Raw genomic sequence first — 13476 nt, 5'->3', positions numbered from 1 at the left:
CACCCCCCTTTTGCGCTCGGTTCACCTCCGGGCGCTCGTACCCGTTGTCGACGTTCCTCGACACTGCGCTCGCTCGTTCCTCGCTCGCCGGGTCTCGTCGCTTTCGCCGTGTCCATCAGCGGCCTTCGGCTGCGGGCGGCGCGCCCTTCGGCTCACTCGCTGGACCGGGCGAACCCGGAGAGAAACCCGCGCCCACCATCGCCCCCTGGCGGCGAGCCGGTCCATGGACAAAGATCGGCGCTGTTTGGACGCAATGTCGGACGCAAGGTTCGGCACCCGGCGCCCAGGGAGAGGACAGAGGCGGATGTACCACACCTGGATGCGCTATTTCACCCCGAGTCCCGTCCAGCACCGCCTCGGTCTGGCCTGTCTCGGCGTCGGCCTCCAGCACGGTGTCCTGCCCACCGTCGGACCCCGAACCCTCGACCACCATGTCGCCGTCGTGATCAGTGCCGGCCGCGGCTGGTTCCGCGGCCCCGACGGACGGCGCGCCACTGTGACCGCGCCCGCTCTGATCTGGCTCACGCCGGGCGTTCCGCACCACTACGGTCCCGATCCGGCAGGCGGCTGGGACGAGAGTTTCGTCGACTTCACCGGGCCCGCGACCGCCACCTACACCGAACTCGGCTACATCGAGCCGGACCGGCCCGTCGTCCCGCTCTCCGACGCCGCCGGGGCACGCGCCGCCGTCGGCCGAATCGCCCGCGCCGCACGCCGCGGCAACCCGCTCCTGGAGGTCGAGACCGGCGCCGCCGTCCATGAACTCCTGGTCGCCCTGCGCCGCGCCCGCGCCGACACCAACACCGAGGGCGACCCGGTGCTCACCGCACTCGCGCGCGACGCCTTCCAGCCGCTGTCCGTCGCCGAACACGCGGCCCGGCACGGGATGACCCCCGCCGAACTGCGCAGCGCCGTTCGCCGCGGCGCGGGCTGCAGCCCCAAGGACTACCTGCTCGGCATCCGCCTCGGCCGCGCGAAGGAACTGCTCGCGGCCACCGAACTGCCCGTCGCCGCCGTCGCCCGCCGCATCGGCTACGAAGACCCGGCCTACTTCTCCCGGCTGTTCACCCGCCGTGTCGGCATCGCGCCCATCCGCTTCCGTGAGCAGCAGGGCCGCACCGTCCCCGGCGGCTGGAGCAACCAGATCCCGGACCCCGAACACCCCCCGACGATCACCACGTGATCGACGTAAGCTCGCTGACCATGACCACGAGGGACACCGACGAGACCGTACGCGCCGAACTGAACAGGCTGCGCGAGAGCATCGACAACATCGACGCGGCGGTCGTCCATATGCTCGCCGAGCGCTTCAAGTGCACCCAGCAGGTCGGCCACCTCAAGGCACGGCACCACCTGCCGCCCGCCGACCCGGCCCGCGAGGCCCGCCAGATCGAGCGGCTGCGGCAGCTGGCGGAGAGCGCCAAACTGGATCCGGCGTTCGCCGAGAAGCTGCTGAACTTCATCATCGCCGAGGTCATCCGCCACCACGAGACGATCGCCCGCTCCTGACCGCATCGCCCCTGCGTACTTCGTACGGGCGAAAGCGCCGCACGCTGCTGGTGGAAGAGGACCGTTGATCCACCTCGATACCCGCGCGCTGCTGAAGCTGCTCCTCCCCGAGCCTGAGACGGGCGCGCTGCGCACCTTTCTGGCCGCACGGGCCGCGGAAGGCCATGTCACCGCCGCGCTTACCCAGACCGAGGTGGCCCGCTCACTCGTACGCGTAGGGGCGGACCCCGAAGTGGGGGACGTCGCAGAGGAGATGCTCGACCGCGTACTGCGCATCCGTCTCACCGACCCGATCCTGCGCGCAGCCGGCCAGTTCCCGCAGCGCCACCTGCACAGCCTCGACGCGATCCACCTCGCGTGTGCCGAACACCTCGAACAGGCGCTGACCGCGTTCGTCACCTACGACAAGCGGCTGGCTGCGGCGGCCACTGAGCGGGACCTGCCGGTCGAGGCCCCCGGCGCGTAGAAGCGCGTGCGCTGACAGCGCAATCAATACCCCGTGTGCGGAGCAGGACCCATCGGGCAGCATGGCCCCCATGCCCGTACTGACGCGCGACGAAGCGCAGACCCGAGCCCAGCTCCTCGACGTCCAGCGGTACACGATCGACCTCGATCTCACCACCGGCGAGGAGACCTTCGACTCCCGAACCGTCATCCAGTTCACCGCACGCGCGGCCGGGGACACCTTCGTCGAACTCAAGCCCGCCGTACTGCGCTCCGTCACCCTCGACGGGCAGCCGCTCGACCCCGAGAAACTGGCCGAGAACCGGCTCGCGCTCACCGGCCTCACCCCCGGCGAGCACGAGCTGCGCGTCGAGGCGGACATGCGCTACTCCCGCACCGGCGAAGGCATGCACCGCTTCACCGACCCCACCGACGGTGAGACGTACGTCTACACCCAGCTCTTCATGGAAGACGTCCAGCGCGTCTTCGCCGCCTTCGACCAGCCCGACCTCAAGGCCGTCTTCGAGCTCTCCGTCACCGCGCCCGAGGGCTGGAGCGTGCTGGGCAACGGCATCTCCACCCCGAGCGGCGAAGGCCGCTGGACCTGCGCGGAAACGCCGCCGCTCGCCACCTACTTCGTCGCCGTCGCCGCCGGCCCCTGGCACTCCGTGCGCAGCGAGCACGCCGGACTGCCCTTCGGCATCCACTGCCGCCGCTCGCTGGCGCCGTACCTCGACGCGGACGCCGAGGAGATCCTCGAGATCACGCGCCAGTGCTACGACCGGTACCACGAGAAATTCGAGGAGCCGTACCCCTTCGACTCGTACGACCAGGCCTTCGTGCCCGAGTTCAACGCCGGCGCGATGGAGAACCCGGGCCTGGTCACCTTCCGCGACGAGTTCATCTACCGCTCCGCCGTCACCGACACCGAGCGGCAGACCCGCGCCATGGTCATCGCCCACGAGATGGCCCATATGTGGTTCGGCGACCTCGTCACCCTCAAGTGGTGGGACGACATCTGGCTGAACGAATCCTTCGCCGAGTACATGGGCTACCAGACCCTCACCGAGGCCACCCGCTTCACCGACACCTGGGTCGACTTCGGCATCGGCCGCAAGTCCTGGGGTTACGACGCCGACCAGCGGCCCTCCACCCACCCGGTCGCGCCAGACCCGGAAGCCGTCCCCGACACCGCGTCCGCGATGCTCAACTTCGACGGCATCTCCTACGCCAAGGGCGCCTCGGCGCTGCGCCAGCTGGTGGCCTGGCTGGGCGAGAAGGACTTCCTCGCCGGTATCAACACCCACTTCGCCCGGCACAAGTTCTCCAACGCCACCCTCGCCGACTTCATCGACTCACTCGCGCATACCACCGACCGTGATGTGCACGGCTGGGCCGAGTCCTGGCTGCGAACGACAGGCGTGGACACCCTCACCCCGGCGATCGCCGAGTCCGAGGGCGGATGGTCGCTGACGGTCGCGCACGACGGCAGCCGCCCGCACCGCATCGCCGTGGGCACGTACGACGCCGACCCGGTGGACGCGGGCCGGCTGGTGCTGCGCGACCGCATCGAACTGGACATCCCGCAGAGCCGGAACGGCGCCCACCCCGGCCGCCGCCCGGCCCTCGTCGTCCTCAACGACGGCGACCTCAGCTACGCCAAGGTCCGGCTGGACGCCGCCTCCTGGGACACGGCCGTACGTTCCCTCTCCGGCATCCCGGACCCGCTGACTCGCGCCGTCGTCTGGAACGCCGCGCGCGACATGGTCCGCGACGGCGAGCTCGCCCCCACCGCCTATCTGGAGGCGGCCCGCACCCACCTCCCGCGCGAGTCGGACCTCGCGGTCGTCCAGGGCATCCTCACCTTCGCCGCGACGCAGCTCGCCGACCGCTACCTCCCCGCTGAGAACCGGCCCGCCGCCCTCGCCGCACTCAGAGACATCTGCCGCGCACTGCTGCGCCGCACCGAGGACGGCAGCGACCAGGGTCTGCGCCTCACCGCCGTACGCCACTTCATCGACGCCGCCGCCCAGCCGGAGACGCTCCAGGAGTGGCTCGGCGACGGCAGCGTGCCCGGCGGCCCGGAGCTCGACCCGGAGCTGCGCTGGCGCATCCTGTACCGCCTCGCCGTCCTCGGCGCGACCGACGACAAGGCGATCGCCGCGGAACTGGACCGGGACCCCAGCGCCACCGGCCAGGAAGGGGCGGCCCGCTGCCGCGCCGCGCTGCCCACTCCGGAGGCGAAGGCGGCCGCCTGGGAACGTCTCTTCACCTCCGACACCCTCTCCAACTACCTCTTCACCGCCACAGCCCAGGGCTTCTGGCAGCCCGAACAGGCCGATCTGGTACGCGAGTACGTGCCCCGCTACTACCCGGACTCGGTCGCGCTCGCCGCCCGCCGCGGACCCGCGATAGCGGATGCCGCGGGCCGCTACGCCTTCCCGCTGCACGCCGTGGACGCGGAGACGCTGGGGCTGGGCGAGGAGTGTCTGCGCGACGCGGAGATGATCCCGGCGCTGCGCCGCAAGCTCGTCGACCAACTCGACGATCTGCGCCGGGCGTTGGCGGTACGCGGCGGGTAGCCGGTGAGCCGGGGGCTGCCGCCCCCGGACGCCCATCGGGCGTGTCCTCAATCGCCGGGCGGGCTGCATTGCGGCCCGCCCGGCACGCGGCGGAGCCGCACATCAGCACTGAGGGAAGGGGCGGGACGGGGAAACGGAACCTCGTCCGCCATAGCAGCGACCTCCACCCCAACTCCCCCCTTCCCCAACGCGGTACCACTTTCGGGTTCGGATCGTTGAGCTCTGCGGACACCCCACGGGATCACGCGTACACCCTGGGGTTGTGCCACCTCCGCGCTCCCCGAAGGACCCCGCATGAGTACGCCGCCCCCTGACCCGGCCCTCGCCGGAGGCACCGCAGGACCCGACGCCCTGCGGCCGCTGCTCGCCGTCGTGCTCGACGCACTCCACGACGGCGCGGCGGAACGCGGCGGGCCGCTCCCGGCAGGCGGCCCCGAGACCGTCGCCGCGCGGCTGCGCGAGGCCGCCGAGCCGCTGCTCCCCGAGCGCGGCACCGGCGCCGAAGAGGCCCTCCGCAGCCTCGTCCACGCCGTCGCGCAGGGCGCGGCCGACCCGGCGGACCCGCTGTGCGCGGCCCATCTGCACGCCCCGCCACTCGCACTCGCCGTCGCCGCCGATCTCGCGGCGTCCGCGCTCAACCCCTCCATGGACTCCTGGGACCAGGCCCCCGCCGCCTCCGAGCTGGAGGCCGCCGCCACCCGCACCCTCGCCGCCGAGGTCTACCCGCGCGGGGCCGACCCCGACGCCCTGGTCACCACCGGCGGCACCGAGTCCAACCTGCTCGCCCTGCTGCTGGCCCGCGAACGCCACGGCGCCGTCCAGGTCGTCTGCGGAGCCGGCACCCACCACTCCGTACGCCGCGCCGCCTGGCTGCTGGGCCTGCCCGAGCCGGTCACCGTCCCCGTCCCCTCCGGCACCATCGACCTCGCCGCCCTGGACGACGCCCTCACCGATCTGCACGGCCCGCTCCTCGTCGCCGCCACCGCGGGGACCACCGACACCGGGCGAATCGATCCGCTGCCCGAGATCGCCGACCTCTGCGAGCGGCACGGCGCCGAGCTCCATGTCGACGCGGCCTACGGCGGACCGCTGCTCTTCAGCGCGTCCCGCCGCTCCCTGCTGAACGGCCTGGACCGCGCCCACTCCGTCACCATCGATCTGCACAAAATGGGCTGGCAGCCGGTCGCCGCAGGTCTGTTCGCCGTACCGGACCGGGCCCGCCTCGCCCCACTCGGCCACACCGCCGACTACCTCAACGCGGACGACGACACCGAAGCCGGCCTGCCCGACCTGCTGGGCCGCTCCCTGCGTACGACCCGACGCCCCGACATCCTCAAGATCGCCGTCACCCTCAGAGCGCTGGGCCGCACCGGCCTCGGCGCACTCGTCGACCGCACCTGCGCCGCCGCCCACCTCCTCGCCGACCTCATCGAGAAGACCCCCGGCCTCGAGCTGTACGAGCGGCCCACGCTCTCCACCGTCCTGTTCCGACCGGCCACGGCCACCGACGAACGGACTGCCGACATCCGCCGCACGCTCCTCGCCGAAGGCCGCGTGGTCCTCGGCCGGGCCCGCGCGGACGACCGCCTCTGGCTCAAGGCCACCCTCCTCAACCCCCATGCCACCCCCGGCGACCTGGCAGCTCTGATCCAAGAAGTCCTGATCGAACTCGCGGAAGGCAGCACCCCCCGATGACCGGCACGCCCCCGACCGAACTCGCTCAGCCCCAAGACCTCGTGGGCATCGGTATCGGCCCGTTCAACCTCTCCCTCGCCGCGCTCGCCGACCGCGTCCCCGGCGGTATCGCCGCCACCTTCTACGAGCAGCGGCCCGCCTTCCACTGGCATCCCGGCCTGCTGATCGAGGGCGCGACGCTCCAAGTCCCCTTCCTTGCCGACCTGGTGACCCTCGCAGACCCGGCCAGCCCCTGGACGTTCCTCAACTACCTGCGCGCCCGGGACCGGCTCTTCCCCTTCTACTTCGCCGAGCGGTTCCACATCCAGCGCTCCGAGTACGACGACTACTGCCGCTGGGTCAGCGGCCAACTCCCGAGCCTGCACTTCGGCCACCAGATCGACGCCGTCCGCTGGAACCCCGAACGCTCCCTCTTCGAGGTCGACTTCACCCAGCTCGACGCCGACGGCGGGGCGGAGGCGCTGGGCCGCGCGTACAGCCGGCACATCGCGCTCGGCGTCGGCACCGAGCCGTACATCCCCGAGCCGCTCAAGCCCCTCGCCGAAGCCCCCGCCGTCCCGGTCATCCACTCCGCGGACTATCTCGACAACCGGCAACGGCTGCTGGCCGCCGAACACATCACGATCATCGGCTCGGGACAGTCGGGCGCCGAGGTCTTCCTCGATCTGCTGCGCGCCCGGCCCGAGGGAGCCGAGAAGATCCACTGGCTGGCCCGTTCCGAGGCGTTCGCACCGATGGAGTACTCCAAACTCGGCCTGGAGCACTTCACGCCCGACTACACCCGCTACTTTCACGCCCTGCCCGAGCGGACCCGCGACACGCTGGTCCCGCGCCAGTGGCAGCTCCACAAGGGCATCGACGCCGACACCATCGCCGCGATCCACGCCGAGCTCTACCGCCGCACCCTGCACGGCGGCTGGCCGGACGCCGTCCTCACGCCCGGCGTCTGTGTACGCACCGCGGGCCGCGTCGCCACCACCAAGGTCGAACTCCACCTCGAGCACGCCCAGCAGGGCACCCGCTCCCGCCTCACCACCGACGCCGTGGTCCTCGCCACCGGCTACCGCGAGCGCCCGCTCGACCGGATGCTCGCCGGCATCGACCCGTATGTGCGCCGCGACGCGGCGGGCCGACCGCACATCGACGACCACTTCCGGCTCGTCCTCGACGGGTCGGTCACCGGCTCCGTATACGTACAGAACGCCGAACGGCACACGCACGGCGTCGGCGCCCCCGACCTCGGCCTCGCGGCCTGGCGCAGCGCGAGCATCCTCAACTCCCTCACCGGCAAGGAGCCCTACCCGCTGCCGCGCCGCACCGCCTTCACCAGCTTCGGCCTGGAACGACGCGAGGCGCCCGGCATCCCCGCACCGGCGCCGGAGCTGACGCCCCTCGCCCGGGGAATCTGAACGCCTCGCGACGAAACCGCTAGAAGACGGGCGCGCCGTCCCGGGTCAGCTTCCAGCCCACCGTCGCGAACTGCGCGGGGTCGACCGTGCCCTTCGCCTTCACCCAGTTGATGATCGTGTTCCGGATCTCCTCCGAATTCGCCCACAGCTGCTGGGTCTTGGCGACATGCGGGAAGTTCCCGCCGCCACTCGCCCGGTAGTTGTTGACGGCCAGCACGAACTGCGCCGCCGCGTCGATCGGCTTGCCGTCGAAGGACAGATTCACGATCCGCGAACCCGTCGGCTTGGCGATGTCGATCTCGTACGTCAGACCCGAGACCGCGTCGTAGTTGTAGTCCGGAGTGTTGTCGGCGTTGGTCAGCTTGGCGGTGTCGACGGGACCGCCGGCCGGCGTCTGCACGTAGTACCGCGCCGAGAACTCCAGATAGTCCTTGAGCTGCCCGCCGGTCAGCAGCCGCGCCTCCAGGGTGTTCTCGAAGACATAGAGCCCGGCCGCGTCCCTGATGGTCACCTGGCCGGCCGGGATCGCCGCGGTGCGCGAGAAGCAGGACGCCTGCGAGAGGACGGGCAGCGCCGCGTACTGGCCGCCGGCCAGCGCCGCCTTCACCGTCTCCGCCTGGACGTGATTGATCAGATCGATGATCGGCTCGTCCTTCCACGGCGCGTCGGCCGTGGTCATCGCGGTGGTGGAGGTGCCGATGACCTGATTGACGTACGCGACGACCTTCTTGTGCTCGTCGCCGAGCAGCCCGGTGATCTTCGGGTCCTCGTCGGCCGTGTTGGAGTTGAGGACCTGCGCGCCGACCTTCTCGAGCGTCCAGCGGCCCTTCTCCCACACCAGGTCGAAGTCGAACAGCGTGAGCCGCTGGCCCCACTTCAGCGGCTCGGAGAGCACGACCTTCTTGCCGGTCTCCTTGTTGGCGACGAAGTACTCGGCGATCTCGGTGTGCGCGTGGCCGACGAGTATCGCGTCGATACCGGGCACCTGCTCCGCCACCAGACCGGCGGCGTTCTCGATGTACGGGAGCTGGTCACCGTAGGAGGAGGTGCCGCTGGAGCCCGAGTGGGCGGAGACAATCACCACGTCCGCGCCCATGGAGCGCAGCTTCGGCACCCACTTCGCGGCCTGCTCCTCCAGACCCGGGAAAGTCATCTTCCCCTGGACGTTGGCCTTGTCCCAGATGGCGATGCCGGGGTTGGTGAGGCCGAGGACGGCGACCTTCACATCGCGGCCGCAGGGCGTGCGCAGCCGGTGCATGCTGTACGGGCGGAAGGCCGGCCGGAGCGTCTTGGCGTCCAGCGCGTTCGCACCGAGCAGCGGGAAGTCGCACTGCTCCTCGAACTTGCGCAGCACCGGAATGCCGTAGTTGAACTCGTGGTTGCCGAGCGCCGCGGCGTCATAGCCGATCGCGTTCATGGCCTGCGCCATCGGGTGCACGGGACCGCGCTTCGCCGTGATCGGGTCGACCTTGGCGTAGTAGTACGAGAGCTGGGTGCCCTGGATGGTGTCACCGGCGTCGATGAGGAGCGTGTTGCGCCGGCCCTTCTCCTTGCGGATCTTCTCCACGAGCGTCGAGATCTTCGCCAGGCCCACGTCGTTGTGGGTCTTGTCGTCGAACTCCTTGTCCGTGAAGTAGTCCCAGTTGAAGACATTGCCGTGCAGGTCCGTGGTGCCCATGACGGTGAAGGAGTACCGCTTCGGCGGACGCCCGTGGCTGTGGCCCTGCTCTGCCGCTCCGGCGGGCAGGGCGGTGGCGCCCGAGACGGCCACGCCGGCCCCGGCGGCGGCCGACCGCTCCAGGAACGTCCTACGGTTCAGCGGCATTTCGTCTCCCTCGTATCGGTGCAGAACGCGCGTAGATTCTGACGCAGGAGCAGTATCCGGCAACACCCCTCGCGGGTTTCGATCTGGTGTCCGCCGGTTGTCCCGCCCGGGATGCGAGAGTGTCCATGACGTCCGCCGGCACAACCGCGAAGTACGAGGGAGCCTCCCGTGACCACCGACGCACCCAACACCGCCGCGCCGTACGGCACACCGGAGACGCCGCGCGTCGCCGTGCGCGGCGAGGCGCGACTGGAGTTCGACCCCGAGATCGCCAGGATCGGCGTCGCGGTCAGCGCGCGCGGCACGGACCGGCGCAGCGCGCTGGAGGACCTCACCCGCCGCAACTCCGCGGTCCTCGACCTGATCAAGTCCTACGGCGAATCGGTGGAGAAGCTTGAGACCGGCGCCTTCTCGATCACTCCGGAGCTCACGCGGCACGGCCGCGGCGAACGCGTCCGCGCCTACTACGGCCGCGTCCACATCACCGCCGAGCTCAGCGACTTCACCGCGCTCGGCGAGCTCACCACACGCCTCGCGGATCTTGAGCTGACCCGAGTGGACGGCCCCTGGTGGGCCCTGCGCCCGGACTCGCCGGCCCATGGCGAGGCCCGCCGCCAGGCGGTGAAGGAGGCCGTCCAGCGGGCCCGCGAGTACGCCGAGGCCCTGGGTGCGCGGCTGGCCGCTCTGGTAGAGCTGGCCGATCTCGGCGCGGAGAACGCCGTCGCGTACGGACTGCCTCCGACGCCCGGTGGCATGCGCATGGCCGCATACGGCGGCACCGACAGCGCCGAGATGGCCCCGGCCCTCGATCTGGAGCCGCAGCGCCAGACCGTCTACGCCCAGGTCAACGCCCGCTTTACGATGACGCCGCCGCAGCTGTGACGGGGGCGTGCTCCGGCGACTGAAATGCTCATCGGAGCGCCCCCGCGCGCAATTCAACACTTGTCAATAAGGCTTCACGTAAAGGTTGTTGAGTAGTCATGCGCGGCCAATTCTCTACCGGCCGGTAAGCCCTACGCTCGAATCATGCGCCGAGCAAAGATCGTCTGTACTCTTGGGCCCGCCACCGACACATACGACCAGATCAAGGCACTGGTCGAAGCCGGAATGGACATCGCCCGCTTCAACCTCAGCCACGGCACCTACGCCGAGCACGAGGAGCGCTACCAGCGCGTACGCAAAGCCTCCGACGAATCGGGCCGCAGTGTCGGTGTACTCGCCGACCTTCAAGGTCCGAAGATCCGACTCGGACGCTTCCGCGAAGGACCCGTACTGCTTGAACGCGGCGATGAATTCACCATCACGGTCGAGGAGACGGAAGGCGACCGCGAAATCTGCGGCACCACCTACCAGGGCCTCGCCGCCGATGTCACCACCGGAGAGCGCATCCTCGTCGACGACGGCAAGGTCGCGCTCCTGGTGACCGCGGTCGACGGCCCCCGGGTCCGCACCACCGTCGTCGAAGGCGGCATGGTCTCCGACCACAAGGGCCTCAACCTTCCCGGCGTGGCCGTCTCCGTGCCGGCGCTCTCCGAGAAAGACATTGAAGACCTCCGCTGGGCCCTGCGTATCGGCGCCGACATCATCGCCCTCTCCTTCGTACGCAGCGGACGCGACGTCGACGACGTGCACCGCATCATGGCGGAGGAGGGCCGCCGGCTTCCCGTGATCGCCAAGATCGAGAAGCCCCAGGCCGTCGAGAACATCGACGACATCGTGGCCGCTTTCGACGGCATCATGGTCGCCCGCGGCGATCTCGGCGTGGAAATGCCCCTCGAGCAGGTGCCGATCGTCCAGAAGCGCGCCATCAAGCTCGCCAAGCGCAACGCCAAGCCGGTCATCGTCGCGACCCAGATGCTCGACTCGATGATCGACAACTCCCGCCCCACGCGCGCGGAGGCGTCCGACGTCGCCAATGCCGTCATCGACGGCACCGATGCCGTGATGCTGTCGGGCGAGACGAGCGTCGGGAAATACCCCGTCGAGACGGTGAGGACGATGAGCCGCATCGTCGAGGCGGCCGAGGAGGACGTCCTCGCCAAGGGCCTGCCGCCGCTGACCGAGCGCAACAAGCCCCGTACACAGGGCGGCGCGGTGGCCCGAGCGGCAGCCGAGATGGGCGACTTCCTGGGTGCGAAGTTCCTGGTCGCCTTCACACAGTCCGGCGACACCGTCAGGCGGCTCTCCCGCTACCGCTCGCCGATCCCGCTGCTGGCCTTCACACCGGACGCGGCCACCCGCTCCCAGCTCAACCTCACCTGGGGCGTGGAGACCTTCCTCGGTCCGCACGTCGGCTCCACCGACGCCATGGTGGCCCAGGTCGACGAGGAGCTGCTGAAGATCGGCCGCTGCGAAAAGGGCGACATCGTGGTCATCACGGCCGGCTCCCCGCCCGGGGTTGCGGGCTCAACGAACCTCGTACGGGTACACCACATCGGCGAGGACGACAGCCCCAAGTAGGCGGCGTACGCCTCTCGGGCCGGGGTGGTCAGTACTTCGGCCCGACGTGGGCGTCCATGAGCGCGACGGACGCGCGCTTGGCGACGGAGATGTTGACGGCTTTCCTGCGCGGGTGCAGTGCTTCCACTCGACGCCGAGCTTGTCGAGACCTTCACGTTGCGGCACCCGACCCTGCGGACGCGGCAGACCGAGTTGTCCGGGAAGATTGCGCGCATCGCGCGCTCACACTCGTCCATCAGGCCTGGCCAGGACTCGGCGCAGGTGATCATGAGGCTGGGGACTCTGTGTCCTGAGTACTGGATGATGTGCCCGTCCCCGAGGTAGAGCCCGGTAGGAGTATGCGGCCTCAACGAGGTCTCGGCCATCGCACCGAGGGCACTTGGGGTCGTGTTTGCCTGGACACTCTCCGCGTGTGCCGCGATCCATGTGCAGCCGATAACTGACGGTGCCGGGCGGGACGTCCAGCTGGCGCGCCACCTCCGCATTCCTCGTCCCGCCTCGTAGCAGCGTGAGGGCTTGCTGTCGCACCTCTGTGCCATGGAAGTTCATGCTGCCACTCTGTGTGACTGACTGTGGCGACGCGCAGCAGGAAGCGGATGTTCACGAGAATGTGAACATCCGCTTCCTGGACGAAGTACCGGGTGCGGGATTCGAACCCGCAAGCCCTCTCAGGCAGAGGTGTTTGAGACCTCCGTGTATACCCTTCCACCAACCCGGCGCGATCAGCTGCCCGGAAGTGTACCGGGTCACCGTAGGCCGCTGCTGCTGGGTAGGCTCATGGTGCGCACCCTGCCTTTGAATGAGGAGCCTCCGTGACCGCCCCCGACTCGCCCCAGCCCGTCGCCGATGACGACAAGTCGCACGTCCCTCCGCTGACGACCCGCGTCGTGATCGCCGAGGACGAGGCGCTCATCCGGCTCGACCTCAAAGAGATGCTCGAGGAAGAGGGCTACGCGGTCGTCGGCGAGGCCGGTGACGGTCAGCGGGCCGTCGAGCTCGCCCGGGAGCACCGCCCCGACCTGGTCATTCTCGATGTGAAGATGCCCGTCCTCGACGGCATCTCCGCGGCCGAGAAGATCGCCGAGGAGTCCATTGCCCCCGTCCTGATGCTGACCGCGTTCTCGCAGCGCGATCTCGTGGAGCGGGCCCGGGACGCCGGAGCCATGGCGTACCTGGTGAAGCCGTTCAGCAAGAGCGACGTCGTGCCGGCGATCGAGATGGCCGTCTCCCGGTTCGCCGAGCTGAAGGCGCTGGAGCAGGAGGTCGCGGACCTCTCCATGCGGCTGGAGACGCGGAAGCTGGTCGACCGTGCGAAGAGCATTCTGCAGACGCAGTACGGGCTGACGGAGCCCGCGGCGTTCCGGTGGATCCAGAAGACCTCGATGGACCGGCGGCTGTCGATGCAGCAGGTCGCCGAGGCGGTCATCGAGGACGCGGAGGAGAAGAAGGCCGCGAAGGGCGAGTAGGGCATACGGAGAGGCCCGCACCCCGAGCTCGGGGTGCGGGCCCAAGCCCGAAGAGAAGGGAAAAAACAAACACAAAGAAAAGAAAA

Annotated in this window: 10 protein-coding genes, 1 tRNA gene and 1 pseudogene; 9 read left to right on the top strand and 3 right to left on the bottom strand. The window is 69.9% G+C overall.

What is annotated here, in order from left to right; all coding sequences use genetic code 11:
* The first annotated feature begins 304 nt into the window (after positions 1–304).
* From AB0D12_RS00060 to AB0D12_RS00035, 6 genes are all read left to right on the top strand, one after another.
* Positions 305–1183 (top strand): AraC family transcriptional regulator, encoded by an 879-nt coding sequence (locus AB0D12_RS00060; RefSeq protein WP_327322945.1) that lies wholly within the window; start codon positions 305–307, stop codon positions 1181–1183.
* 20 nt (positions 1184–1203) lie between these two features.
* Entirely contained in the window at positions 1204–1509 is a 306-nt protein-coding gene (locus AB0D12_RS00055; protein ID WP_362676336.1) for a chorismate mutase, read from the top strand.
* A gap of 64 nt (positions 1510–1573) precedes the next feature.
* The gene (locus AB0D12_RS00050) at positions 1574–1975 is read left to right on the top strand and encodes a type II toxin-antitoxin system VapC family toxin (RefSeq protein WP_362675259.1); all 402 of its coding nucleotides are present in this window, start codon (positions 1574–1576) and stop codon (positions 1973–1975) included.
* Positions 1976–2045: 70 nt separating this feature from the next.
* Positions 2046–4535 (top strand): aminopeptidase N, encoded by a 2490-nt coding sequence (gene pepN, locus AB0D12_RS00045; protein WP_362675257.1) that lies wholly within the window; start codon positions 2046–2048, stop codon positions 4533–4535.
* A gap of 294 nt (positions 4536–4829) precedes the next feature.
* Positions 4830–6230: an aminotransferase class V-fold PLP-dependent enzyme gene (locus tag AB0D12_RS00040; protein ID WP_362675255.1), complete on the top strand. Its 1401-nt coding sequence runs from the start codon at positions 4830–4832 to the stop codon at positions 6228–6230.
* Positions 6227–7639, top strand: a complete 1413-nt coding sequence (locus AB0D12_RS00035) for a SidA/IucD/PvdA family monooxygenase (RefSeq protein ID WP_362675253.1) — start codon at positions 6227–6229, stop codon at positions 7637–7639. The genes AB0D12_RS00040 and AB0D12_RS00035 overlap by 4 nt, the downstream gene beginning before the upstream one ends.
* Positions 7640–7658: 19 nt before the next feature.
* Here AB0D12_RS00035 and AB0D12_RS00030 read toward each other — a convergent pair whose 3' ends face one another.
* Complete coding sequence (locus AB0D12_RS00030) at positions 7659–9464, bottom strand: 5'-nucleotidase C-terminal domain-containing protein (RefSeq protein ID WP_362675251.1); 1806 nt, start codon at positions 9462–9464, stop codon at positions 7659–7661.
* A gap of 168 nt (positions 9465–9632) precedes the next feature.
* Here AB0D12_RS00030 and AB0D12_RS00025 point away from each other — a divergent pair, with 168 nt between their 5' ends.
* Entirely contained in the window at positions 9633–10346 is a 714-nt protein-coding gene (locus tag AB0D12_RS00025) for an SIMPL domain-containing protein (RefSeq protein ID WP_327322937.1), read from the top strand.
* Positions 10347–10490: 144 nt separating this feature from the next.
* A complete protein-coding gene (gene pyk, locus AB0D12_RS00020) occupies positions 10491–11924 on the top strand; it encodes a pyruvate kinase (RefSeq protein WP_362675249.1) in 1434 nt (477 codons plus the stop codon).
* 28 nt (positions 11925–11952) lie between these two features.
* Here pyk and AB0D12_RS00015 read toward each other — a convergent pair.
* A pseudogene (locus AB0D12_RS00015) lies at positions 11953–12473 on the bottom strand (hypothetical protein).
* 86 nt (positions 12474–12559) lie between these two features.
* Positions 12560–12642 (bottom strand) — tRNA-Leu (locus AB0D12_RS00010).
* A 94-nt stretch (positions 12643–12736) separates the two neighbouring features.
* Here AB0D12_RS00010 and AB0D12_RS00005 point away from each other — a divergent pair.
* Complete coding sequence (locus tag AB0D12_RS00005; protein WP_327322934.1) at positions 12737–13390, top strand: response regulator; 654 nt, start codon at positions 12737–12739, stop codon at positions 13388–13390.
* The last annotated feature ends 86 nt before the right edge of the window (positions 13391–13476 follow it).

This window comes from Streptomyces sp. NPDC048479 (assembly GCF_040651435.1).
GTDB lineage: Bacteria > Actinomycetota > Actinomycetes > Streptomycetales > Streptomycetaceae > Streptomyces.
Note: the sequence above shows the minus strand (reverse complement) of the source record. Positions and strands in the feature narration are given on the sequence as shown.

Excerpts from the sequence above, each read along its gene's own strand:
- AB0D12_RS00060 (WP_327322945.1), top strand. The coding sequence starts at position 305 with ATGTACCACACCTGGATGCGCTATTTCACCCCGAGTCCCGTCCAGCAC.
- AB0D12_RS00055 (WP_362676336.1), top strand. The coding sequence starts at position 1,204 with ATGACCACGAGGGACACCGACGAGACCGTACGCGCCGAACTGAACAGG.
- pepN (WP_362675257.1), top strand. The coding sequence starts at position 2,046 with ATGCCCGTACTGACGCGCGACGAAGCGCAGACCCGAGCCCAGCTCCTC.
- AB0D12_RS00040 (WP_362675255.1), top strand. The coding sequence starts at position 4,830 with ATGAGTACGCCGCCCCCTGACCCGGCCCTCGCCGGAGGCACCGCAGGA.
- AB0D12_RS00035 (WP_362675253.1), top strand. The coding sequence starts at position 6,227 with ATGACCGGCACGCCCCCGACCGAACTCGCTCAGCCCCAAGACCTCGTG.
- AB0D12_RS00030 (WP_362675251.1), bottom strand. The coding sequence starts at position 9,464 with ATGCCGCTGAACCGTAGGACGTTCCTGGAGCGGTCGGCCGCCGCCGGG.
- pyk (WP_362675249.1), top strand. The coding sequence starts at position 10,491 with ATGCGCCGAGCAAAGATCGTCTGTACTCTTGGGCCCGCCACCGACACA.